We start from the raw sequence: 22,698 nt of genomic DNA, 5'->3' as shown, positions 1-22,698 counted from the left end.
CAGTTCATTAGAATCACATATAGTCTGTCAAGATAATTTAGATAGAAGGAAGGCGAGCAAAAGTACTAAAAATAGTAGATTGAGCGCGCCTGACACCATATCCATTTTATATGGGATTGACTAAAGACATGTTGCACAATAGTGACGGACAGCTGAGTTATTGGTAGTCGAATGCAGACTAGAATTGACCTTATATCAGCAAGCTCGTATAGTCGAAAAACGTTTAGTCAAAAAATCAGTCGAAAACATCTTACTTCAAAAATATATTACTTCAAAAACAGTATCATTACTCACTTGCATAGGATACGCACTTGAACCATTTTAATAGACAATCGATACTTGGTAATGCGCCCATGACTCAGGGAAAAAAATGTAGAAGTGCTGCGCGTTCGATGGCATTATCGAGCGCTATTAAATTGGCGTTGTCGGCGGTACTAATGACGATGACCACTGCTGCCATGAGTGAGGATAGTCTTAATAATGCTAATACGAGCAGCAAAGCGATGGCATCCAGTTATAATTCATGGCAAACCACTGGCTCAGAAGAGATAAATCTGCCCAATTTGCGTGGACAAGGCTTGAGCTTCGCTGAGCAATATCAAAACAAATTGCTCGGCGAATGGTCGTTACGGAATGTCAATGGTCGTATCAAAATGGAGCATGATCCTTGGATTCAAGAAACGGTCAAAGACATGACTTGGCGTCTCAATGCGCAAGCAAGGCAGCAAGCGCCGATGGGTTTGGTTATCATTGATAACCCAAGTATCAATGCCTTTGCAGCACCAGGCGGTGTCATTGGACTCAATACAGGGACGATTCTGGCCGCTAGCAGTATGGATGAGCTTGCCAGTGTGGTGGCGCATGAAGTTGCTCACATCAGCCAGCGCCATTATGAAAGTGGTGCTGATGAGCGCAAAAAGGCTTTGCTGATGCAGATAGGCGGTATGCTGGCAGCGATTGCAGCATCGGCGGTCGATGGTGATGCAGCGGCGGCAGTGATGATGGGCAGCCAAACGGCGACGATGAACAGCACGATGGCATTTAGTCGAAATAATGAACGCGAGGCCGATCGGGTGGGGATGCAAATCATGACCCAAGCAGGCTACGACCCAAGGGCGATGCCGCGATTCTTTGCCACGATGAACCAACGCAGCCAGCTCAACCAAATTGAAAATCGATTTTTACCAAGCTTCGTACGCTCGCATCCACTGAGTAACGAGCGCTTAAGTGAAGCGCAAAGTCGTGCCCAGCATTATCCTTCACTGTCACTAAATCAGCAGCAGCGCCATCAGGCTTTATTTGATCTGCTCTACTGGCGTGTCCAAAGTACGGGTAAACACGCCTCAGAGACAGTGCTAATGACGGCTGCTAAAAATAGCGTAGGTGCCAAATTGGCTTTGATGAACTGGTATGGCGAACAGCAACGCTTTACAGAGGCAAGCGATGTACTGGCTGAAATCAATCGACTGCCGCCTACGCAGCGCCAAAATTTAGAGCCTTTACTATCAATTACTCATAGCCAAATTCTAACGGAGCAGAATAAATGGTCACAAGCGGCGGACGTATTAGCCAGCCAGCAGCGTGTTTATCCTGAGCGTCGTGATCTGCGTCTTTATTTGGCAGAAGCGCTCACCAATAGCAATCAGTCAATCAAAGCCCAAGCGTTGCTTAAACCACTGACCGAGCAGCAGCCAAGCGACCGTTATGCTTGGCAAAGCCTACAACTGGCCAATGAAAAACTGGCAAAAACGACCGACTCTGCGTCCCTGAAAAATATTGCCACCATTAACGCGCTACGCTATCGCAGTCATGACCAACTATGGAGTAGTCGTTACGAGAGTGCATTGACGTCACTCACCCAAGCCAAACAACTGGCGGAAAAACTACAAACCACGGCTCAAGCCAGTAGCGCTCGTCCATTACTTGCCAATATCAATGCAGAAATCAAAGCAGTAAAAACCGCCAAAGACTTTGAGCCTTAGGCGGTTATTTTTACGCTGTCGTCATTAGCTTTCGATGACACGAATTACTAGCCTTGCAGCGCATCTTTCACCAGCTTAGAGATAAGCGCAGGGTCTGCGCGTCCTGCGGTTTTGTTCTTTAATACACCCATCACACTGCCCATGTCACGCATAGATGTCGCGCCTTGTGCAGCGATTTCCGCATTGACCAAGGCCGCAAGTTCAGCATCATCCATTTGTTTTGGCATAAACTCATTGATGATATCAATCTCAAACTGCTCTTTGGTTGCCAAATCATCACGGTTGTTTTCGGTAAAAATAGTCAATGACTCATGGCGTTGTTTTAGCTGCTTTTGCAGTATATCTAAGACTTGCGCATCATCAAGCTCTATTTGACGGTCAATCTCAATTTGCTTGATAACCGCTTGCACGTTGCGTAAGACTTTAACGCGTTCAAGCTCACGTGCTTTCATAGACACTTTGACATTGTCTGATAAAGTTTGTTTAAGTTGGCTCATTGTTATTATCCTTATTTGTTAAGAGGTATTTATTCAAATTTTTAAGCAATAATAATAAAAATTGTAGCATAAAAAACGCCACTGATATCAATGGATAACAGTGGCGTTAATGTAGCACTTGTACTTAATTAATCGAATTATCGATTAGTACATACGAGTGGTACGAATAGTTTCGCGTTGTAATTTTTTCTTATAACGCTTTACGGCAGCAGCTTTTTTACGCTTACGTACTTGCGTTGGTTTTTCATAAAACTCACGCTTACGTACGTCTGATAATACGCCAGCTTTTTCGCAAGCACGCTTGAAACGACGGATAGCGATGTCAACTGGTTCGTTTTCTTTAACCTTAACTGCAGGCATGAAGACTCCTCGATTAGGATGAGATATAAGGGCATTAGTTTGGCTGTGTATTAGTATTTAGCCGTAATATCTCAAGATTACAGGCATCAGCTCAAACTAGGATAATCTTGCGCATGAGCACAAGGGCAAGCATTTTAATAAAAAATGTCAGTTAAGTCAATGATTTTAGCACATTAATCCATATTTATCATTAAGTTGCAAGGCGCAATGCGCAGAGACAATTAGAAAAGTAGTTAGAACGCAGGTTTTTGCTCCAGCTTTAATGAAACTATAAATGCAAAGTATAAAATTACTATGAATAAAAACCCTACTGTCTATAACGGTTTGGTTGGAGTTTATGCTATGATAATTTGCATATAATAGTCAGCATATTAACCATTTTATGTGTATTTTATTGAGGATGTTGGAATGAAAAAAACAGGACTAAATACAGCGCTAAGCACCGCATTTATCATTGCTCTTGGCTTTGGCATTAGCGCTTGTAGTGGTGAAAAAGAAGGCGAATCACACGAAGTATTGGCAAAAGATCGCGTTGATGAAGCCGCTGAGCTGGCTCGCAAAAACGCACCTGAAGCTGAAAAAATGGAGTTCCCAGAAACGGCTCCAGCGCCAGTAACTGAAGCTGATGGCACAGTAGATGGTGCTGCAACTGCTGAAGCAGGGACGACTGCTACTGATATGACAGATGCAACGGATAGCGATGTTGCTGTCGCTGACAGTGCAGATATGCCAGCTAGTAGTGCAGATATGCCAGCTACTGATACGGCGGCAACGCCTACTGCTGACGCTGAACCAGCTACGAACTAATCACGGTTTGTGTGTTGATAGGTTTTGAATTTATGCGCTGTCATAAACAGTCGCTAACATGAAATATCGAATAGAGGTGTGATCATGATAAGTAAACAGCAGCGTATGAATAAACTGGTCTTATCTGCTATCAGTTTAAGTGCGCTATTAGCAATCACTGCTTGTAGTGGTGACAATGCAGCGGTTGAAGAGCCTGCTGTTGTCAATGAACCTGCCGATACAACGGTAGTGGTAGAAGACGCGCCTATAGTCGAACCTGAAGTCGTTACACCTGAACCTGTGGCAGATACCGAGACGACGGTCATTGAAGATAAGCCAGTGCAGGAAGTCTCTGCGGAGCCAGAAGTGTTGGCTGCGGATGCTGGCGCCAAGCTTTATGAGACCAACTGCAAGGTTTGTCATGAAGGAGGGCTGCTGAACGCGCCGAAGTATGGTGATAAAGCCGCGTGGGAGCCGCGTCTGGCTAAAGGCACAGAGATGCTGCACATGCATTCGGCAAAAGGCTTTAATAAGATGCCAGCCCAAGCCACCGATAAGGTCAGTGAAGCCCAAGTTTACGCAGCTGTAGATTACATGATTGAAGCAGTTAGCTGATCCGGTATATTAAGAGATATTGACCATTGAAATTTGTTAAACTGACCGTCATTGTGACTGACAATGGCGGTTTTTTTATGCACGTTTTTTGGCAGATACTAGGGCGTGTCCTCAATTCAATCGATTAACCTCTAAATGGGTTAAAAATGGCTAAACTTTGTCAAACATCGCCAAACATTGTCAAATAGCTTATTAATATCTCGATAGTATTTACGCTGCTTTCCTTGTTTGACGGCAATTTATCTCATTTTTATCACCATTTTTAAAAAGACGACACGACCTAAAAGATAGCAGCGTTGTAAAAAATAATACGCAGACCAAAGTATGATAAAGGCAAAAATATGAAAGTATTGGGTTTAGAGACTTCTTGTGATGAGACAGGTCTGGCGATTTTTGACAGTGAGCAGATGAATAGTGACAATCAAGGGCTGGTTGGACAAGTCCTGTATTCACAAATAGAGCTGCACGCACTATATGGCGGCGTTGTGCCTGAGCTTGCCAGCCGCGATCATATTCGTAAGTTGGTGCCTTTGCTTAATGAGTTGTTAGAGCAGTGCAATGTAAAGAAAAGCGAGATTGATGCCATTGCTTATACTAAGGGACCTGGACTCATTGGCGCTCTGATGACGGGCGCATTATTTGGGCGCAGTTTGGCGTATGGTTTGGATATTCCTGCCATTGGTATCCATCATATGGAAGGGCATTTGCTCGCACCGCTGATGGGTGCTAGTCCACCCGCCTTTCCGTTTGTTTCATTACTAGTTTCGGGTGGACATACTTTGCTTATTGCTGCACGTGGGGTTGGGCAATATGAGATATTGGGTGAGTCGATCGATGATGCAGCAGGTGAATGCTTTGATAAAGCCGCCAAAATGCTAGGTTTGCCCTATCCGGGTGGTCCCAATATTGCCAGATTGGCTGAAACAGGCGACCCAACTGCTTACAATTTGCCAAGACCCATGCTACATCGCGGATTAGATTTTTCTTTTAGCGGTATGAAAACCGCCGTGCATAACCTGATTAAAGACACCGATGGTTCAGGTGGCTCAGGGAATAATGCGGATAGCGATCCGCAAGTTCGCGCCGATATCGCCGCCAGCTTTCAGCATGCAGTCGTCGATACGCTGGTGAGGAAGTGCGTGAAAGCACTGAAGCAAGTAGAGATGAGTCGATTGGTGATTGCGGGCGGTGTCAGTGCCAACACTCATTTGCGTGAAACTTTGGAGAGCGAGCTTGCTAAGATAAATGCCACTGTGCATTATGCGCCGCCTGCATTATGTACTGATAATGGGGCGATGATTGCTTATGCTGGTTATGAGCGCCTGCAGGCAGGGCAGTCTGATGATTTAGCGGTGAGCTGTGTGCCGCGTTGGCCGATGACTGAGCTACCAGCAGTGTAAAGACGGTTTTGCTCAATACTATCTCCGTTAACCTTGATTAAATCTAAGGACGAACTATGCAGTGGCTTGCTATTGGACTAGGGGCTGCCATTGGGGCTTGCCTGCGGGCATGGTTGGCTCGCTTTAATCTGCTACACCACTGGATACCCCTTGGGACGCTTGGTGCCAATGTATTGGGTGGACTATTAATAGGGTTGGCACTGGTGTGGTTTGAGCGCGTGGGCAGCAGTTTATCGCCCAATGTCCGACTATTTGTGATTACCGGTTTTTTGGGCGGATTGACCACCTTTAGTACTTTTAGTGCAGAAGTTTTTACCTTTATCAACGCTGGTAAATTATTAGCAGGTTTGGGATTGGTCGGACTACATCTGGGACTGACGTTGCTAGCAACGGCTATCGGATTTTACTTCTTTAAGCTGGTTTTATAAGCTTTGATAGATGTCATTCGCATAATGGTCTAATATAAGTGGTTCCATTATACCAGTCTGTTTTAAGTGGTCTATTAATAGGTTTTCGAGACTTTTTAGCTGGTTCCCTTGGGGTATACTTTTAGTTACCTTCGATCTTGTCCATATTATTAGTCCCAATCAATTCGATATTTGGTTTGGTCGCTATGCGGCAAAAATGGTACAAGTGAATTCCGTGTCGGTTATCGCCGTATTATTAGTATTATGTATGGTATATAAGTGCCATATTATGAAGCCGCATCCCTCTTTTATCATTACAAAACCAAACCCTCATTCACCTATTACCTATATTTAACGAGACATTATCAAACAGGTAATAAGTACGCGCTATTCAGCCACAGTCGTTACTCTTCTTTAACTTTCATAAATCTACGCAACACCATAATCCGTTATCATTTTCTTTGTCGACAGAACGAAGTTTGATCATAATGTTTGAGCGTCTTTCTCTCAAAAAAAGATGGATAACAAAAACTAAGATTTATAGCCAGTGTCAATTAAAAAGGAAATAACGATGAAAATTATTATGTTTAAAAAAATCGCCGTAGGCTCAGTATTAGCAATCTCTACCTGCCTAGCCATGGTTGGTCAGGCAAACGCGGCACCGTCTAACCCTACTCACTATGGAATGGATGTAAATAATGGTTCATTGTCTAAACTGAACCTAACCAAAAAACAAAAAAGCCAAATTCAAGCGATTCAAAAATCAAATCATAACAATGGTAAAAATGGTTATAAAAATAACCATGCGGCAATCTCAAAAGTACTGACCGTATCACAGCGTAATCAGTTAGAAAAAATGAGAGCTGGAAATAGAGCAAAACGTGGTAAATAAAATGGTCACAACCAAGGTAAATATAATCAAAATCAGAACCACAACCGTCATCGTTAATTAAAAAAGACAGGTTTGGCTTAAAATATTGTTTTATCAGCATTATGATGAGCAATGGTATATATAAAGGATCGCGCTCATGAAGAATAATTTGGTTCGTATAAAATCCCAAGTATTATTTAGCTTAACATTATTTATTTTAGCCATGGTGCCTGTCACCTCTACTTTTGCCATCCTGCCCATGGCATCGGAAATTTTTCAATCTGAGTCATCTTTCACTGCGTTTAATGATGAAAAAACCCTAACGGCTGATGATATTTTTTCTACCGAAAATAGTATAACAATTGAAAATCATAGGATTATTGCTTCCAGTGAGAGAGCAACATCCTCAAATTCCATTAATGAGTATAAGCATAAATCTGATCTTAAAAAGCAGTCAAATTTTATGAAGTATGATTGAGCTTGTAGAATAGTCGCAAGCGGTAATCACCCACGATAAATAAGAACACTTATAAAAGGTGTCTCTATCGCTGACTTGTGTTAATGCTTAAATGAAATTCCGAACACTCTTTATAATAAGTACTTTATTGTAGATACAGCCTTAAACTGTTCAGAAAGTACACTGCAACTATTTAGATAACTAAATTCGTTACCATCATTAGCCTACAGCCAAAGGTTCAAGTCATCACTAGGGTACCGTTATTTACCATAACGATCGTCATAGCGTAAGAGAGCGGATGATATTTCTCAACTGGAATAATTTAGTAGATAGTGAAATACTACACTGGCTTCACAATACCTTCTAATAAACTCGCAAAACCTTGCATATAAGCGGTATCTTGGCTTGATGTGCGCGTCGCTGCATATAGCTGACAATGCACACCCGTACCCAATGGACGCGAGACGACCCAGCCTTTTTTCTCATATTCAGCAACCACCCAATCAGGTAACGCCGCCACACCGCGTTCACTAGCAACCAACTGAATCAGCATCGCCGTCAATTCTGTGGTACGAATGCTATCAAAGCTTACCTGCGCTGGTGTCATAAAGTTGGCAATAATATCGAGGCGCTTGGCTTCCACTGGATACGCAATCAGGGTTTCATTGGTTAAATCATCTGGCTCAATAAATTTCTGCGCCGCCAAATCATGCGTTGGTGATAGCACCAAGCGACTTTCATACTCAAATAACGGCTGATAGCTGATACCGTCTATCGGTAAATCGCTGGTGGTAATGAGTAAATCAATATCACCTTCCATCAATAAGTGGTGCGGCTCTGGCTCAAAACCTGTCGCAAAATCTAGCTCTACATCTGACCATTCGCGGCGGTAATGATTGAGTATCGGCATCAGCCAATCAAAGCAGCTGTGACATTCAGAGGCTAGCCGTAATCTACCCGCTTGACCGTGAGCTAAGCGCTTAAGATTGGATTTGGTACGAGTGACCTGCGGCATGATGCTATCTGCCAATGCCAGTACCGTTTTACCTGCTGGCGTAAAAGTCAGCGGGCGTGTTCGGCGATTGACCAAGCTGATATCGTAATAATTCTCTAGCTCTTTTAACTGATGCGAGACCGCGGAAGCCGTGACGTGCAATTCATCGGCAGCCGCCGCCAATGAGCCATGTGCTCGTAGCGCGGTTAAGGTATTGAGATGACGAAGCTCTAACATAAGACAACCTAACCGCTAAAGTGAGAAAAATTCATTATAATCGATGTAGCGCTGATTTTCATTCAAAGTCCGATTTTTAATCAGCAATATTAAATGAGCAATGGCAAACTAGCGTCGACGTAATAATAGCTGCGAAATAATGACCAATATCAGCGAGGCAACCAATAAAATCGTCCCAATGGCATTGACCTCTGGTTTGAGTCCTACCCGTACCATCGAATAAATCCGCAGCGGTAAAATCTCATAACTGGGCCCCGTGACAAAGGTAGAAACCACTACATCATCGAGCGATAAGGTAAATGCCAGTAGCCAACCTGCCATCACTGCGGGCAGAATGACAGGAATGAGCACGGTACGCACCATCGTTGATTCACTAGCACCCAAGTCGCGTGCGGCTTCCATCAAGCGTTCATCCAGACTGCTCAATCGTGCAAACACCGTGATGACTACAAACGGTAAGCAAAAAGTAATATGCGCGAGTAACAGCGAGACGAACCCTAATTGCAACCCTATTAATAAGAATAATGCCAATAATGAAATAGCGAGTACAATTTCAGGCGACATCATTAATACAAATAACAGCCCATTTAATAAGCCTTTACCGCGAAAGTTATATCGATGTAGCGCGAGGGCGGTCAATGTTCCTATCAAAGTTGAGACGGTGGCTGCGACCAATCCTAATACAATAGAATGCCAAAAAGCATCGAGCATCGCTTGGTTATTCAACAGCGACTCATACCACTTTAAGCTAAAGCCGCCCCAGTTATAGCCGACTTTTGACTTATTAAAGGACATGACGACTAAGACGATAATTGGCAAATACAGCATGGTATAAATGAGGCTAAGATAGCCTTTAGCCGCGATACTGCCAATCTTAATAGACGATCTTTTTTTAGTTGCCGAGCTATTCAGTTGATGATTCAGTGAACTATCAGACATTAGGCCACCTCATTAAAGTCGGTCTTGCCAATGCGGCGACTACTGGCACGGTAGGCGAGTAATAGTACCGCCATTGCTAGTGTTAATAACACGCTGGCAGCTGCGCCAAATGGCCAGTCACGCGCATCCAAGAACTGGTTTTTGATGATATTGCCGACCAATAAATTGCGTGAACCACCCAAAATATCTGCCACATAAAACATACCCATTGCAGGCAGCAGCACCAATAATACCCCTGAGATAATGCCAGGCGTCGTCAATGGCAGTATGATATGCCAAAAAGTCTGCGTCTTTGATGCGCCCAAATCCTGTGAAGCGAGTAGCATGTCATTGCGCAAATCGGTAAATACTGCGTATAACGGCAACACCATAAATGGGAACAATAAGTACGTCAAACCAGCAATCACCGCCACTTGCGTGTATAAAATATCAATCGGGGCATCGATGATACCGATTGCCAGCAGCGATTTATTAATCAAACCATTATTGGCAAACAGTAATTTGAGTGCATAAGTACGCACAAGCGAGTTGGTCCAAAATGGTAGGATTAACAGCATCATGAGTAGCGGCTGCCAACGGGTTTTAGCTTTGGCTATCAGCCAAGCAAAAGGGTAGCCAAGTAACAAGCAGATGATGGTTGTGATGCTTGCCATCCATAACGAATGAATAAATACGCCAAAATATAGCGGATCAATCATGCGTATATAGCTGTCGATGCTGACAGGCAAGCTAATAAAAGCACTGCTATCGCGGGTCAAAAAACTGACAGCGATGACTAAGATATTTGGCAATAGCGCAAATATCAATAACCAACCCCAAATCAGCCAAAGCGTTACGGTACGAAAAGGACTTTTGCTGCCTAAGCTATGACCTGCCATCAGCTAATATCCTTTTGAGCAGCTAAACGGGTAGCTTGATGATTGGCTTCATCATCAAGCGTACCGTCTTCTGGTAGTACCCACTCCCAGCCATCGACCCATGATACTTTGACGCCTTCATTTAACTTGTAATCAAAGCTTGGATCATCCTCATCAAAGAATTCAGAAGCCTTAATAATGTGACCGTTTGCTAACTCAATAATCGAATCTAAGGTGCTACCTTTATAGTTGCTTTCAATCACTCGCCCGAGTAAGCCACCATGTTTTTTATCATTGGGGTCATAAATTCGCAAATCTTCAGGGCGTAGCAATAAATTAACGATATCGCCCACTTGTACATCGTTAGCAAAATCAGGGCGGCGTAAATTGCGTAAGGTGGTCGGGCCATCTTGTGCTTGTGCTTCACAAACTTCGACTTCGATACGGCCATTGGTCACACGACCGTCGCGATCTGGTTGGTTAGGATAAACGCCTCTGACTTCCGCTTTAAACAAGTTGGTCTCACCGATGAACTTGGCGGTAAATAAATTCGCGGGTGTTTCATAAATCTCAATAGGCGTGCCGATTTGCTGAAAAGTGCCATCTTTCATCACGGCGATACGATCCGACATCGATAGCGCTTCTTCTTGATCGTGGGTGACAAATACAAAAGTGATGCCAAGCTCTCGTTGCAGCCGTTTAAGCTCAGATTGCATTTGCAAACGCAGTTTATGATCGAGCGCAGATAGGGGCTCATCAAGTAGCAACAGTTTAGGACGATTGATGACGGCTCGTGCAATGGCGACACGCTGCTGCTGACCACCAGACAAGTCTTGTGGTCTGCGATTGGCTAAATGCTCCAGCTGTACCATGGCGAGCATCTCGCGCACGCGGGTTTGAATCTCATCTTTTGGTACTTTTTTGAGCTTAAGCCCGTAAGCAACGTTTTGCGCGACACTCATATGTGGAAACAAGGCGTACTGCTGAAACACTGTGTTCACGGGACGTTTATCCGCTGGCAAGCCTGCCATCTGTACGCCGTCTAGATAAATTGCCCCAGCATTTGGCTGCTCAAAACCAGCGATTAGGCGCAGTAAGGTTGTTTTACCGCAGCCTGATGGACCAAGCAGCGTCAAAAATTCACCGTGCTTGATATCAAGATTGATGTCTTTTAATACTTCAGTTTGATCATAGGTTTTTTTTAGACCAGTCAGTTGCAGTAGTACTTTGTCATCTTGAGCTGATGCAGAGGCTCTGTGCATATTTGGCGGTGAATTGGTCATAATATTTATTCCTACGTGTCCGACATCGCAGTACAGCTATTTATTTAGGACACTGTGGTCAAGGTGATTTGATATGGATATAAGCGATGGGTGTAAACCCGATTTGGTCGCCGCGTATTATAACAAACCCTTGATATAAATCAGTGCAAGTTCGTTATAAGTTCTGCGAGCAACACGGTTATGCTGTCAATGGCTGTTGATGCTTGATAGTTCGGTGTTGTCTGTTTGATGCTCGGTTTTGGCTAATGCATTTCTGTTTTTCAGTTTCACTTCCAACTTTATAATTCTGTATGATTGGCAATAACTGCCATTCTATGATGATATTTAAACAAAAATTTTTATCATTTTTTGGTTTTTATTCCTATACAATCACGGTATGGCAGACAAACACAATGCGCCTGATAGGTTAGTAGCCATTCGCAAATCTATGTTTGAATACATGTGTGGAAAGCTGTTTATAACGCTAATATTATTAATGATAAAGGATGTCTTATGCCTAACGATACACGCCCGAAAACCGGTCAAGAAGCTCTTGCGCTTTTAAAAGAAGGCAATATGCGCTACATAGATAGTTTGACCACTACTGATCCAACAATGCAAAGACGACCTGAATTGGTTAAAGATCAAGATCCCTTGGCCATTATTTTGGGTTGCTCGGATGCACGAGTACCAGTTGAGATTGTATTTGATCAAGGCTTGGGTGATTTGTTCGTTATTCGAGTCGCTGGTAATGTCGTCGCGCCTTCACAGATTGGCTCGATTGAGTTTGCGGCCGAAAAGTTCGGTACAAAATTGGTGGTCGTGCTTGGGCACTCACATTGCGGCGCTGTCACGGCTTGTGTTGAGACACTGATCAATCCTGAGAAAAACTATTCGCCCAACTTGCAGTCGATTGTCGATCGCATTCGCCCAAGCGTTTATAATTTGCATGAGCTGGCCACTGCCAATGGTCAAGATGTCGATGCAGACGAGTTGGTCGATCGCTCTATCCGCGCCAACGTCCGTATGTCAGTTAGCCAGCTCAAACATGGCTCGCGGGCATTAGAGGACTTAACCAATAGCGGTCAATTGCTGGTCGTGGGTGCAGAGTATGATTTGGAGACAGGAAAAGTACGTTTCTTAGACAGCTAATTAATCGGTTAAATGGGTAGCACCCAGTGTGCGCTCTTACAAAACCCACTCAATGCTTTCGCGATTTTTTATTATGATATAAAGGGTCAAGCGCGTAAAAAATATTCACGCGCTTGCTTTTAAACTCTCTATTTTGTCAATATTAGGATGACTATGTCTACAGCAAATACTGGCTCAGCCACTGATAATAATAAGGAAGCACTTATCGCCCAGCCAACGAGCAGCGTCAATACCGATGGTGTGCAGCCTATCTCAGTACAGACGACAGGTTTTACTTTTAACCACACCATGCTACGTGTCAAAGATCCTGCCAAGTCGTTGGCGTTTTATACTGGTGTCCTTGGTATGACTTTACTGGCGGTAAAAAAATTCCCTGATATGGGTTTTGATTTGTACTTTTTAGCCAAGTTAACCGAAAGCGAGCGCGACAATTTGCCCGCGGGTGATGATTTGGAAATCTTTGCCTTCCGTCAACGCGGCATCTTAGAATTGACCCATAATTATGGTACCGAAACGAAAGCTGACTTTAGTTATCATGATGGTAATGGTGAGCCACAAGGTTTTGGACATATCTGCTTTAGCGTACCTAGTCTCGATGAAGCGGTTGCTTGGTTTGATAAAAATAATGTCGAATTTAAAAAACGTCCAGAAGATGGCAGTATGAAAAACATTGCCTTTATCAAAGATGTTGATGGCTACTGGATTGAAATTGTACAAGCAGATTTAATGGGCTAGCTTGACAGGCTGGTACGTCAATACGTCAGTTAATCTAGGACATGCCCCAGTCAAACAATCAATTAATCGAGTGAATGGAAGCATAAAGCCAACCAACCAAAGGAGTGACGTCTAGATGCCTACCTCTGAGGCAGAAACGACAGTAAATACCAATATAGCGGCTGAACCAGTGACAACAGATATGCTGACATATCAAAGCATCATTGATTCAGCAAATGAGATAGTGGTTGGCTTTGTTGAACGCATTCCCTATTTTGTCGCATCAATTATTGTTATTCTGATTTTTTGGTTTCTATCGATTGTCTTCAAAAAAGTGGTATACAAACTTTTAGGCAGTCGCAGTCGGCATCAGAACTTGGTTAAAGTGTTTCAGCGAGTAGGCGGCGCACTCATCATTTTTATCGGTTTTATGATTGCTATGGTGATTGCCGTGCCAGGATTTACCCCTGCTAAGCTGATTGGTGCACTCGGTATTGGTTCCGTCGCTATTGGTTTTGCCTTTAAAGATATTTTTCAAAACTTGCTCTCTGGTATTTTGCTGCTGATCTCAGAGCCGTTTCGCATCGGTGATCAGATTGTCTCAGGCGACTATGAAGGGACGGTTGAGGATATTAAGATACGCGCCACGACTATTAAGACGTATGACGGTCGGCAAGTGGTTATTCCCAACTCTGATTTGTATACCTCAGCATTGACTGTTAATACCGCCTATAAGCAGCGCCGTTTGCAAGTGGCTGTCGGTATTGGCTATGAAGATGATATCGAAGCAGCAAAAGCTGAGATTCTACAGGCGTTAGATAAAGTCGAAAGCGTATCGAAGAAAGCGCAGCCAAGTGTGATTGCTACGGGTTTTGGTGATTCAACGATTGATTTGATGGTACGTTGGTTTATCGAAGATGGCACTCAAGCCAACAAAGTGACGTCGATTCATCAAGTGATCGTAGAGATTAAGAGCGCACTCGATGCAGCAGGCGTCAACATTCCATTCCCGATACGCACGATAGATTTGAGTGACCCATCAGTGACATCGATTGTGAATAAATTGCATGAGCAAAAGGCGATCGATGTTAATAACGATGTTAATAAAGCAGCGGCAGAGTAATTTATTTAGCGCGTTATTTTAAAGAACGGCCTTTTACACAATATCTTCGAAATAAAAATCCGCCCTATCAAATGACATGGCGGATTTTTTACGATATCAATTTATGAAAATTTAGTCAGTTTTGACTTTAAAATCGGTATGACATGATTTACAGCTAGCGCCGACTTCACCAAAGGCTGGTTTGACATCGTCGATGCTAGTGGCTGTTTGTGCAGCAGCGTTCAGCTCAGCAGTGACTTTTTGAAAGTTTTCTGCTTCTGCGCGAAAACCATCGGCATTTGACCAAACGGCATCAGTCGCATTGCCAACGGCTTCTTTATTTTCAAAATGACTCCAAGGCGTAGCAGCGTCTTCTGCTAAAAATGCGGCTTGCTCTTTGAATACGGCGGCATCAAAGGTGTCAGGTGCTTTCATCATATCACCCATGACACCCATCGCATCACCATAGCTTTTCATGCTATCTTGGCGGGCTTTTACATCAGGGTCAGTGGCAGTGCTACACGCTGTTAGACCTAGGGCGGCTGCCATCAATGTGATGCCAAAGATAGATTTTAATGATTGGTTGGTATGAACCTGTGCCATGTGAATTACTCCTGTAAAATTGGTTAGTAGTAGGCGCGCTTATAAACGCTGGCTTTACATACTGTTTTTAAATATATGCCCTTAAAGACTTCTTATAAAAAAACTTCTTCTAAATTAAAAGGTTTCTTCTAAATACTGCTTTTAAATAAAGCGTATTGTTATAAAAATCACCTCATCATCTTTTGGAAACGCATTCGCTTCTAAAGGATTTTTCCAACAATAGTTTTCATTGTAACGGTTATCTGTGCAGTGAACGTAAATTTAGTTGTTATATCATCGTAATTTTTGAGTCAGTGATTTTCGCTCATATAAGAAGGTCAGCATGGATAGCTGACCTTCTTGATACTCTCTAAAGACAAGCTAACAAGTACCTTAGCCTTTATTATATTCACACAAACTATAGAGTCAACCAATCGCGTGGTTTCAGATAAAAATCGGTCAATGCAAACTCAGGCGAGCCTTCAATCGGCTCAAAGCGATAATGCCAGCTGGCAAGCGGCGGCATACTGACTAAGATAGACTCGATACGACCATTGCTTTGTAGTCCAAATAAAGTGCCGCGGTCATAAACAAGGTTGTACTCAACATAGCGACCACGGCGATAAAGTTGAAATTCGCGCTGTGCCTCGGTATAAGGGGTATCTTTACGCTGCTCAAAGATGGGCATGATACCGTCAAGATAACCGTTGCCGACCGCCTTCATAAAATTAAAGCAGGTTTCAAAGTCCCAGCCGCGACTTTCTGTATTGACATCATCATAAAATAAGCCGCCAATACCGCGCTGCTCATCACGATGACGTAGGTGAAAATACTCATCACACCATTGCTTGAAATCAGGGTAGACGCTGTCACCAAAAGGCGCGCACAGGTCATGACAGACTTGATGCCAATGCACGCAATCAGCGAGTACGGGATAAAATGGCGTCAAATCAAAACCACCACCAAACCACCAGATAGGGTCTTCGCCTTCAGCTTCAGCAACGAATAAACGCACATTGGCATGGCTGGTTGGGACGTTCGGGTTTTTGGGATGGACAACCAATGAGACACCCATGGCTTGGGCTTTACGACCAGCGATATGGGGATGGCGTGCAGTAGCTGAAGCAGGCAAGTTATGCACGTGAATATGACTGAACATCACACCTGCTTTTTCAATTACCTCACCATCTGCTAGGACACACGAGCGACCGCCGCCGCCTTCAGGACGTTCCCAGTCATCAGGAATAAAGACCGCCGACGTTTGGCTATCACTGCTGCCATCGCGTTCTTGCGCTTCTAAGGCTTGACAGATACGAGCCTGCAAATCGACCAAAAACTCACGCACACGCATGATGTCGTTATTGGCTGGCACTGTTAAGTTTGCCGCTGATAGCTCTGTCTTATTATCTGTATTTGAAATACTCATAAAATATCTATTTATTTAGTGTATTGATGTCTATTTATTAAGATGTAACGCGGTATTGAAATCTTTATCTAACAAATGACCCATGCGGTCGCGCTTGGTCGCTAAATATTCAGCATTCATATCATTTACCCCAACCAATAAAGGCACGCGTTCCACGACATTAATACCGTGCTCGGTTAGATAAGCCACTTTGTCTGGATTGTTGGTGATGAGTCTGACGGCGTCAACACCGATATGAGCGAGCATCGGGCCGCACATATCATAAATGCGCGCATCAGCGGGTAAGCCCAACATGAGGTTGGCATCTAAAGTATCATGACCTTGGTCTTGCAGGGCGTAAGCGCGAATCTTATTGGTCAGACCAATACCGCGACCTTCTTGGCGCAAGTATAATATAGCCCCGCAGCCAGTCTCTTGTATTGCTTGCATCGCCGTGTTGAGCTGCGGCCCACAGTCACATTTTAATGAGCTAAAAGCATCGCCCGTCAAGCATTCTGAATGAATACGAATCAATGGAATGGTTTTTTCTGCTCGCGTGGCGTCCGTTTGACTCGGTGAGTTGTCCGCCGTATGTTGATCGACGACAGGCAGACCAACAGTCAGCATCACATGCTCTTGACCTTCGTTGTTTTCAAAGATATGAATATCAAACTCGCCGTGACGAGTAGGTAGTTTGGCACTGGTAATAAATTGATATGACATTAACGTCCTGCATAAGCCGATAAGCGTGGCGGTAGAGGGTCTTTTTTAACCATATTAAAACAGCGATGACATCCTAGCTGCATGATGAAAGTAGGATAATGCCAGTATAATTCATTCGTAAAGAGTGCATGCTGATTGTCTTTATTATAAAAACACACAAAGTTCACAAACGACGCACGATGATTAAAGCGACAATTAAAAATAAATGCTATTATGCCATACTATTTTGACGGATACAGTGACAAGTCTTTGCCCTTACATTACTATGTCGTCACTAACATCCGATATTGATGCAGAATAATAAGGCATAATATTATCCCTTGTTATAAAAGCGTCAAAGCAAAGCTCCATCGCTGTCTATGACGGCAGCGTATGTGCTATTCGGCGAAGCTTCTATATGTTTATATAAAGACATAGAGGCTGCCTGAATAAATTTATGAACAGTTATATGGTCGATTACACCAATAATGGTGTAGATATTATTGACGTCACTTAGGTAGCATTATGCACTAAGAGGCTGTCTTGTCAGCAGATTGGTAGGTATCGTACGGTTTATGCAGCAGTCACCTCATTCCCCACAGTCTCAGTCCGTATCTATGCCAGCTGTCGATTCTGCTGCCCAGCTGTCGAATTTACAGCAGACTTATACTGTGATTCCACGCGTCCGTCCTGATACGCCTTTGCTGGATAGCATTGCAGCGCCAGCTGATCTTAATGCCCTGACAACCGCTCAACTTATCACCTTGGCTGATGAGCTGCGGCTATTTCTATTGTATTCAGTAGGTCAAAGCGGTGGGCATTTTGGTGCTAATTTGGGCGTGGTTGAATTGACCATCGCGCTGCATTACCTACTAGATACGCCGCAAGATCAAATCGTTTGGGACGTGGGTCATCAAGCCTATGCTCATAAAGTCTTGACGGGTCGCCGTGACCAGTTGGCGACGATTCGCTCAAAAGATGGTTTGACTGCTTTTCCTGAGCGTGCAGAATCCGTTTACGATACCTTTGGCGTTGGTCATTCATCGACGTCAATCTCAGCTGGTCTAGGCATGAGCTTAGCACTGCGTTATCAAGGTCGCGCGCAAACCGTTGCTTGTATCATTGGTGATGGTGCAATGACCGGTGGTATGGCGTTTGAAGCGATGAATGATGCGGTGCAACAAGATGCGGATTTATTGGTCATTTTAAATGACAATGACATGTCGATCTCTTGTTCTATCGGTGGTTTTTCACGGCATTTAGCGATGCTGTGGGAGTCAGGGTATCAGGTTGATATCTCTGATGCAGGCGAGCCAGTACTATGCCAGCGCCCTGATATGCAAGGCTTTGATCGCCGTAAGCGTCACAAAGAGATGCGCGATGTGCCGCAGTTAGAAGACAATTTATTTAAAGCGATTGGTTTTACCTACTTTGGTCCGTTTGATGGTCATAATATCCCTGAGCTACTGCGAGTATTGTCACTTGCCAAGCAGATAAAAGGGCCTGTTTTAGTCCATATTTATACCACCAAAGGAAAAGGTTTTGCCCCAGCTGAGTTAGATCCCGTCGGCTATCATGCTATCAGCAAGCTCCCTGTCGAAATCAAGAATGATACTCAGGCTGTCGCCACAGAAAAATCATTGCCCAACACCAAACCTGCATTAAAATACTCGCAAGTATTTGGGCAATTCTTATGTGACAAAGCAGTCGCAGACGATAAGCTGCTTGCCGTCACACCTGCTATGGAAGAAGGCTCGGGGATGATTGATTTTGCCCGTCAATTTCCGGAGCGTTTTTTTGATGTAGCCATTGCCGAGCAACACGCAGTCACACTGGCTGCTGGTATGGCAACCCAAGGCGTCAAACCTATCGTCGCGATTTATTCAACCTTTTTGCAGCGTGGCTACGATCAACTTATCCATGATGTGGCTTTGCAAAACCTTGATGTGATGTTTGCTATTGATCGTGCTGGCCTAGTCGGTGAAGACGGCGCAACGCATGCAGGCGTATTCGATTTTGCCTTTTTACGCTGCGTGCCCAATATGCTGATTGCCGCGCCAAAAGACGAAAACGAATGTTACCATCTGCTTAATACGTGTTATGAATACCAAGGCTGTACGGCAGTACGCTATCCGCGCGGTGTCGGTACTGGCGCAGTTATTGCATTGCCAGCACAGACTTATAACGTTGGCGAGGCAGTGGTAGAGTCGGTATTAGGTAGTGAGGATGCGCCTAAAAAGCTGGCGCTACTCGCATTTGGCACCATGGTTGCGACGGCTCAGCAAGCGGCAGAAAGCCTAATTGACAATAATATAGAATCAGACTGTCAGGTACATGTCATTAATATGCGCTGGGTAAAACCTTTAGACACGGCATTATTAGAAAAGTTGTTAGAGCAAGGTATTACACACATTGCGACTTTGGAAGAGCACATGATTATGGGCGGCGCGGGCAGTGCGGTAAATGAGTATTTGCTTAACGAATCGCCAGCCTTTAAAAACAACCATCCTGCCGTTATTAATATCGGCATTCCAGATCGCTTTGTCGCCCATGGCTCACAAGCAGAGCAAATGGCTGATTGTGGTTTAGATGTTAATGGTGTGGTAAAGCAGCTTGAAAAGCTTCTGTCGTAAGTTATACCTTTGAACGTTTTTAAGTTTTTAAACTGTCATTTGGACAGAATATTGGTTAAATAGATAAAAGCTCGATCGATAGAGCGAACGCCTACTTAGTCGTAGGTGCTGACTTTTTTACAACTTACGCAGTTTGTGATGACCACCAAAATTTGGGTTGGTTTGGCGAACGTCATGGTTTTTTTCGTTTTTTATCGAACAATTTTAGTATAATGCGATCATCGCTTTTAAATGGCGCATTTTTTTAATCGTATAAATACAGTGTGATGCAGCGGCTGATTGGCATGTTGTGGGCACAGAGTTCGTCTTATTTTTGACATTCATTCATCAAGCAAATAGGTTATTTATGGAACCCATGGTCGTCATCGCAGCACGTACTGCTGAAAAAGTTGGTAAAGAGATTTTATATGCGCATCAAAACCGCCATAAAATCGAGTTGGATATTGAGTCAAAAGGGCTTGATGGATTGGTTACCCGTATTGATCGCTTTAGCGAAGAGCTGACGATTGAAACCCTAAAAGCCAGCTATCCAAATCACTCGTACTTGGGTGAAGAGTTTGGTATGCAAGAAGGTCGCGGTGAAGATGCGGACTGGTGCTGGATTATTGATCCGCTAGATGGCACCAAAAACTTCGTCCATGGTGTGCCGCAGTTTTGTGTGTCTATCGCCGTACAGCATAAAGGCGTAACCCAACATGGCGTGATCTATGATCCTGTCCGTGATGAGATGTTCTCTGCTAGCCGTGGTAAAGGCGCGCGCTTGAACAATCGCCGTATGCAAGTGAGCGAGCGCAAAACGATTGATGGCGGTCTATTTACCACTGGTCATCCGCTTGAGCGTAAGCGCAATGGCGAAATCATTTCTTATGCCAAGCAGCATTTTGAAAGCTTACAGAAAATCTCTGAAGCAGGCGGTCAAGTTCGTCGTTTAGGCTCAGCTGCGCTTGATTTATGTTATGTCGCTGCTGGTCGTTTTGATGGTTATTTTGAGATGTCAATTAAGCCTTGGGATATCGCGGCAGGTGAGCTTATCGTGACCGAAGCACGTGGCGTGGTGGTTGACCATACAGGCGCACACAACTCAATGACTTCAGGCTCTATTTTCGCCTGTAACATTAAGTTATTGAAGCCATTGATGCAAGTGGTTGTCCCAACGTGGGGTGATGCATTTTAAGCACCACTTAAGCATAATTATTAAGACAACTTAACACTAAAAAGCTGGTTCCATTATGGAGCCAGCTTTTTTGTTTTACCATTATTCTTATAGCCACTTTTATCTTCAACCGTAATGCCTTGGAACTTAAGCGCTTTACTAATAGTTTCCAACAGTTGCAACTCTTCTTCAATAAGCGTCAGCATTTCTTGTACATGTGGTAGTGCCTTACTACAAGCCGTAATCCCAAATTCAATCTTATCTAGATAACTAGCAAGGGTGATATTCATTGCTTGACCATTGAAGACAATAGAAGCAGGGTACAACGATTGTAAACGTGCACCATTCCAATATAGCGGTTTTTCAGAACCAGGTACATTAGAGATAATCAGGTTAAACGCCTGCTTTTTGGGAAATAGACTGGTCGCTAAATTGATACCTTCCCAAGCATAGGCAATCACGCTGTAGTTAATCACTTGGGCTTGATTCATGCGTCGAAAGCGGCGTTTGCCGTTATTCATACTGCGATGAATCAGTTTGATTCGGCTCAAAGGATCATCTAAATGCGTGCCCAAATTGGCCAGTACAAAGGATAATTGATTGCCTGCCACACTGTCATCCGTACGTAGCGACATCGGTACAAAAGCAATGAGTGGCTTGCTAGGCAGCGCATCCATGGATATGAGGTAACGACGAATGGCACCCGCACATACCGCCAGAACCACATCGTTTTTACTGATATTTAGTCGCTCAGCAATATCATTAAAACGCTGAATATCATAAGACTGTGCGGCTATGCGCCGTGATGCTGAGATGCGTTTATTAAGCACACTCATCGGCGCATCAAAAGTACCGACATAGCTGTCATCACCGTAATTTTTCAAATTATCCAGTAATTCGGTAAATACAGGCTTAATGGTAGATATTTGCTCTTTAATGATGCGTAATGCGGAGCGCTCTTTGGGTAAAATCGCATCGACTTGATTGCGATGACGTGCCATTAATGACCAAATCGGTAGCGTTACTGGCTCAGTGGGCGATTGTGATAATGATTTTTTGACAAGGCGCATGGCAGCAATGCCATCAACCAACGAATGGTGAATTTTGAAATATAGGGCAAAACGCTCAGGGTCGCCTTCGTTTTCTGGTTGAATACCCTCAATCACATGACATTCCCACAATGGCATGGCACGATCCAACAGCCGACCATGTTCTCTTGAAACATACATCAATAACTCGCGAACCCGTGCAGGCTTTGGTAAGGCAACATGATGCAGGTGATGCTCAACATCAAAATGCTTGTCCTTTTTCCAAAAAGCCAAATGCTCAAGCACTTGGTTAAAAGGAAAGGTAGGTGACACATCAGAATCTTGCATTTGTTTGACCAATTGGCAAACAAAACCGCTACCCGCATTCTCTGGCAATTCGAATAGGAATAGACCTCCAACATGCATGGGCTGTTTACGCGACTCAAGAAGTAAAAACAACTGGTCGACTGCTGTGAGAAGCCGCATAATAAATCCTTTTATGACGATAAGTTGAGTAAGAGTTACTTCTTTTATTATTATTTTATAGCTGACTTTTTATTAAA

General features: G+C 43.8%; 22 protein-coding genes. 12 read left to right on the top strand and 10 right to left on the bottom strand.

Features of this window, described 5'->3' with window-relative positions:
- Positions 1-311 precede the first annotated feature (311 nt).
- Positions 312-1,982: a M48 family metalloprotease gene (locus JMX82_RS11115; RefSeq protein ID WP_227676668.1), complete on the top strand. Its 1,671-nt coding sequence runs from the start codon at positions 312-314 to the stop codon at positions 1,980-1,982.
- Positions 1,983-2,029: 47 nt separating this feature from the next.
- Here JMX82_RS11115 and JMX82_RS11110 read toward each other — a convergent pair whose 3' ends face one another.
- Together JMX82_RS11110 and rpsU are read right to left on the bottom strand one after the other, a co-directional pair.
- Positions 2,030-2,479: a GatB/YqeY domain-containing protein gene (locus tag JMX82_RS11110; protein WP_045443381.1), complete on the bottom strand. Its 450-nt coding sequence runs from the start codon at positions 2,477-2,479 to the stop codon at positions 2,030-2,032.
- A 144-nt stretch (positions 2,480-2,623) separates the two neighbouring features.
- The gene (rpsU, locus tag JMX82_RS11105; protein WP_010195908.1) at positions 2,624-2,839 is read right to left on the bottom strand and encodes a 30S ribosomal protein S21; all 216 of its coding nucleotides are present in this window, start codon (positions 2,837-2,839) and stop codon (positions 2,624-2,626) included.
- A gap of 408 nt (positions 2,840-3,247) precedes the next feature.
- Between rpsU and JMX82_RS11100 the strand changes: the two genes are divergently transcribed.
- From JMX82_RS11100 to JMX82_RS11075, 6 genes are all read left to right on the top strand, one after another.
- Positions 3,248-3,646, top strand: coding sequence for a hypothetical protein (locus JMX82_RS11100; protein ID WP_201540588.1), 399 nt, complete (start codon positions 3,248-3,250; stop codon positions 3,644-3,646).
- 84 nt (positions 3,647-3,730) lie between these two features.
- Positions 3,731-4,240, top strand: a complete 510-nt coding sequence (locus tag JMX82_RS11095; protein ID WP_201540587.1) for a c-type cytochrome — start codon at positions 3,731-3,733, stop codon at positions 4,238-4,240.
- A gap of 341 nt (positions 4,241-4,581) precedes the next feature.
- A complete protein-coding gene (tsaD, locus tag JMX82_RS11090) occupies positions 4,582-5,640 on the top strand; it encodes a tRNA (adenosine(37)-N6)-threonylcarbamoyltransferase complex transferase subunit TsaD (protein WP_201540586.1) in 1,059 nt (352 codons plus the stop codon).
- Between the two features lie 56 nt (positions 5,641-5,696).
- Positions 5,697-6,068 carry a CrcB family protein gene (locus JMX82_RS11085; protein WP_201540585.1) on the top strand — a complete coding sequence of 124 codons (372 nt, stop codon included), beginning with the start codon at positions 5,697-5,699 and terminating at the stop codon, positions 6,066-6,068.
- Positions 6,069-6,618: 550 nt separating this feature from the next.
- Positions 6,619-6,939, top strand: a complete 321-nt coding sequence (locus tag JMX82_RS11080) for a hypothetical protein (RefSeq protein WP_201540584.1) — start codon at positions 6,619-6,621, stop codon at positions 6,937-6,939.
- 136 nt (positions 6,940-7,075) lie between these two features.
- A complete protein-coding gene (locus JMX82_RS11075; protein WP_201540583.1) occupies positions 7,076-7,396 on the top strand; it encodes a hypothetical protein in 321 nt (106 codons plus the stop codon).
- Positions 7,397-7,715: 319 nt separating this feature from the next.
- On the opposite strand, the gene JMX82_RS11070 is transcribed toward JMX82_RS11075, so the two are convergent.
- From JMX82_RS11070 to potA, 4 genes are all read right to left on the bottom strand, one after another.
- Positions 7,716-8,606, bottom strand: a complete 891-nt coding sequence (locus JMX82_RS11070; RefSeq protein ID WP_201540582.1) for a LysR family transcriptional regulator — start codon at positions 8,604-8,606, stop codon at positions 7,716-7,718.
- Positions 8,607-8,714: 108 nt separating this feature from the next.
- Positions 8,715-9,545, bottom strand: a complete 831-nt coding sequence (gene potC / locus JMX82_RS11065) for a spermidine/putrescine ABC transporter permease PotC (RefSeq protein WP_201540581.1) — start codon at positions 9,543-9,545, stop codon at positions 8,715-8,717.
- Complete coding sequence (gene potB / locus JMX82_RS11060; protein ID WP_201540580.1) at positions 9,545-10,423, bottom strand: spermidine/putrescine ABC transporter permease PotB; 879 nt, start codon at positions 10,421-10,423, stop codon at positions 9,545-9,547. The genes potC and potB overlap by 1 nt, the downstream gene beginning before the upstream one ends.
- Positions 10,423-11,685 (bottom strand): spermidine/putrescine ABC transporter ATP-binding protein PotA, encoded by a 1,263-nt coding sequence (gene potA, locus JMX82_RS11055; protein ID WP_201540579.1) that lies wholly within the window; start codon positions 11,683-11,685, stop codon positions 10,423-10,425. Before potA ends, potB begins: the two co-directional genes overlap by 1 nt.
- Positions 11,686-12,177: 492 nt before the next feature.
- Here potA and JMX82_RS11050 point away from each other — a divergent pair, with 492 nt between their 5' ends.
- The 3 genes from JMX82_RS11050 (at position 12,178) to JMX82_RS11040 (ending at position 14,653) form a co-directional block, all read left to right on the top strand.
- Positions 12,178-12,816, top strand: coding sequence for a carbonic anhydrase (locus JMX82_RS11050; RefSeq protein ID WP_045443399.1), 639 nt, complete (start codon positions 12,178-12,180; stop codon positions 12,814-12,816).
- A gap of 153 nt (positions 12,817-12,969) precedes the next feature.
- Positions 12,970-13,551 (top strand): lactoylglutathione lyase, encoded by a 582-nt coding sequence (gene gloA / locus JMX82_RS11045; RefSeq protein ID WP_201540578.1) that lies wholly within the window; start codon positions 12,970-12,972, stop codon positions 13,549-13,551.
- A gap of 115 nt (positions 13,552-13,666) precedes the next feature.
- Complete coding sequence (locus JMX82_RS11040) at positions 13,667-14,653, top strand: mechanosensitive ion channel family protein (protein ID WP_227676661.1); 987 nt, start codon at positions 13,667-13,669, stop codon at positions 14,651-14,653.
- Between the two features lie 111 nt (positions 14,654-14,764).
- On the opposite strand, the gene JMX82_RS11035 is transcribed toward JMX82_RS11040, so the two are convergent.
- The 3 genes from JMX82_RS11035 to ribA all read right to left on the bottom strand — a co-directional run bounded on the left by JMX82_RS11035 (position 14,765) and on the right by ribA (position 17,342).
- The gene (locus JMX82_RS11035) at positions 14,765-15,235 is read right to left on the bottom strand and encodes a c-type cytochrome (protein WP_045443409.1); all 471 of its coding nucleotides are present in this window, start codon (positions 15,233-15,235) and stop codon (positions 14,765-14,767) included.
- A gap of 397 nt (positions 15,236-15,632) precedes the next feature.
- On the bottom strand, positions 15,633-16,640 hold the full coding sequence (gene hemF / locus JMX82_RS11030; RefSeq protein WP_201540577.1) for an oxygen-dependent coproporphyrinogen oxidase: 1,008 nt from the start codon (positions 16,638-16,640) through the stop codon (positions 15,633-15,635).
- A 30-nt stretch (positions 16,641-16,670) separates the two neighbouring features.
- Positions 16,671-17,342 carry a GTP cyclohydrolase II gene (ribA, locus tag JMX82_RS11025; RefSeq protein ID WP_201540576.1) on the bottom strand — a complete coding sequence of 224 codons (672 nt, stop codon included), beginning with the start codon at positions 17,340-17,342 and terminating at the stop codon, positions 16,671-16,673.
- A gap of 554 nt (positions 17,343-17,896) precedes the next feature.
- Here ribA and dxs point away from each other — a divergent pair.
- Both dxs and JMX82_RS11015 read left to right on the top strand, forming a co-directional pair.
- Positions 17,897-19,954: a 1-deoxy-D-xylulose-5-phosphate synthase gene (dxs, locus tag JMX82_RS11020; protein WP_201540575.1), complete on the top strand. Its 2,058-nt coding sequence runs from the start codon at positions 17,897-17,899 to the stop codon at positions 19,952-19,954.
- A gap of 346 nt (positions 19,955-20,300) precedes the next feature.
- Positions 20,301-21,128, top strand: a complete 828-nt coding sequence (locus JMX82_RS11015; RefSeq protein WP_045443417.1) for an inositol monophosphatase family protein — start codon at positions 20,301-20,303, stop codon at positions 21,126-21,128.
- A gap of 53 nt (positions 21,129-21,181) precedes the next feature.
- On the opposite strand, the gene JMX82_RS11010 is transcribed toward JMX82_RS11015, so the two are convergent.
- Positions 21,182-22,621: a WS/DGAT/MGAT family O-acyltransferase gene (locus JMX82_RS11010; protein WP_201540574.1), complete on the bottom strand. Its 1,440-nt coding sequence runs from the start codon at positions 22,619-22,621 to the stop codon at positions 21,182-21,184.
- Positions 22,622-22,698 lie beyond the last annotated feature (77 nt).

It is taken from the genome of Psychrobacter sp. 1044 (assembly GCF_904846525.1).
Taxonomy (GTDB): Bacteria; Pseudomonadota; Gammaproteobacteria; order Pseudomonadales; family Moraxellaceae; genus Psychrobacter.
This window is presented reverse-complemented; position numbering and strand designations above follow the sequence as displayed.